2 protein-coding genes and 1 pseudogene are annotated in these 1,614 nt (G+C 60.2%); all 3 read left to right on the top strand.

Going from position 1 to position 1,614, the window contains the following annotated elements; translation table 11 throughout:
- The first annotated feature begins 9 nt into the window (after positions 1 to 9).
- A complete protein-coding gene (gene folB, locus NW819_RS11370; protein WP_414413808.1) occupies positions 10 to 459 on the top strand; it encodes a dihydroneopterin aldolase in 450 nt (149 codons plus the stop codon).
- A 30-nt stretch (positions 460 to 489) separates the two neighbouring features.
- Positions 490 to 1,071: a tRNA-(ms[2]io[6]A)-hydroxylase gene (locus NW819_RS11375; RefSeq protein WP_414342126.1), complete on the top strand. Its 582-nt coding sequence runs from the start codon at positions 490 to 492 to the stop codon at positions 1,069 to 1,071.
- A gap of 34 nt (positions 1,072 to 1,105) precedes the next feature.
- Positions 1,106 to 1,614, top strand: a pseudogene (locus NW819_RS11380) (sensor histidine kinase); the annotation flags it as partial.

A 1,614-nucleotide genomic window follows, 5' to 3' on the forward strand; every position in this document is an offset into this window, starting at 1 on the left:
TCAGCGTAAATGTATCAGCTACAGATCCCCACCAGTGTCAGCAGCAACAGTCAGCAGCCCTATCCAGATCCCGATCGGATCCCTCGGCGACCCCCCGAGCAGTTGCGGGATCGGCTGATCGTCTCCGGCCTGCGCTACTACGGTTATACCGGCCTTGATGAGGCGGAACGGGCTTCGGGGCAATGGTTTGAGGTGGATTTCGAGTTGTGGGCGGATCTGCGCCCGGCTGCTCTCAGCGGCCAACTGTGTGATAGCCTCGACTACCGTTCTGCAGTGGCCGGGATTGCGGAACTGGTGAAAAGCAATCAGTTTGTGCTGATCGAGAGTTTGGCGGAGGCGATTGCCGAAATGGTGCTGCGGGAGACGGGGGCCAGCAAAGCTAAGATCCGATTGACCAAGTGTCATCCCCCGATCCCAGAGCTGACGGGGCGGGTTACTGTGGAGATCGTTCGTCCCTAAAACTTCTCTTAGCCCTTTTCTACCGACCTTGTGCTTGTTCTAGAACTCGCCTCTCCTACCTCTAAGGACTGGATCGACCAGGCCATCCGGCACATCGATCTGGTCTTGCTAGACCACGCCAACTGTGAGAAAAAAGCAGCGGGCAACGCCCTCAGTCTGCTCTTTCGCTACCCGGCTAACGGGCGTTTGGTGGAAACCCTCTCGCCGCTGGCGCGGGAGGAGCTGCAGCATTTTGAGCGGGTGCATCGCCACCTGCAACGGTTGGGGATCCCCATCAAGCCCTTGTCGGCTGCGCCCTATGCCGGTCGTCTGAACCAACACCTGCGCCGCTCCGAGCCGGAGCATCTGCTCGACACCTTGCTGGTGGCAGCCATTATCGAGGCCCGCAGCCACGAACGCTTGGGCCTGTTGGGGATCCACGCGCCCGACCCAGAGCTGCGGCAGTTTTATCTCTGGCTGGCGGCTGCGGAGGAGCGCCATTGGCAGCTTTACTTGGATTTGGCGTTGGAGCAGTTTCCCGCCGATCAGGTGCAGGAGCGTCTCGATACTCTACTCCAGGTGGAGGCCGAGATCTTGTCTTCCCTTCACCCCGAACCCCGTGTTCACAGCTAGCCCCACTCCGTTCTCCCCCCGCGGTGCAGCTCCCATGTTCCAAGCGACGCGGCAGTGGTTGGCCTTCTGGTATACAACGGTTACGGCAGTGTTGCTGCTGTTGTTTGCCGGCAGCTTCTATTGGTACGTGCAGTCAACCCTGATCGAGCGGGTGGACGATACCCTTGGCCATGTGGTGGAAATTGTCGAGCGGTCTTTGGTGGTGGATGAGAGCCTCTTGGATCCGCAGCAAGCCCGCCGCAGCTTAGAGGCCAGCTTTCGGGATGATCCCAGCACCCTAGAGGACGATCACATCGACTTGGAGTGGTTCGGCCCTCAAGGAACGCTCATCTGGTCCACGGTACCCGGCGGGATCCCTGCCCCCCTGTTGACCGAGGGATCCCTGCACACTGCCCGCATCGCTCCTGGGTATTGGCTGCGTCAGTTCACCGAGCCGATCGTGGCCCATGGGAAGCTGCTGGGCTATCTGCGGGTCAGCCATCCTTGGTTTGAGGTGAGCAAGCCAACGCGACAGTTGATCCGGGATCTTTCCCTGTGGGTGGT

Origin of the sequence: Synechococcus sp. R8-2, from assembly GCF_047461715.1 — a bacterium.
GTDB lineage: Bacteria > Cyanobacteriota > Cyanobacteriia > Thermostichales > Thermostichaceae > Thermostichus.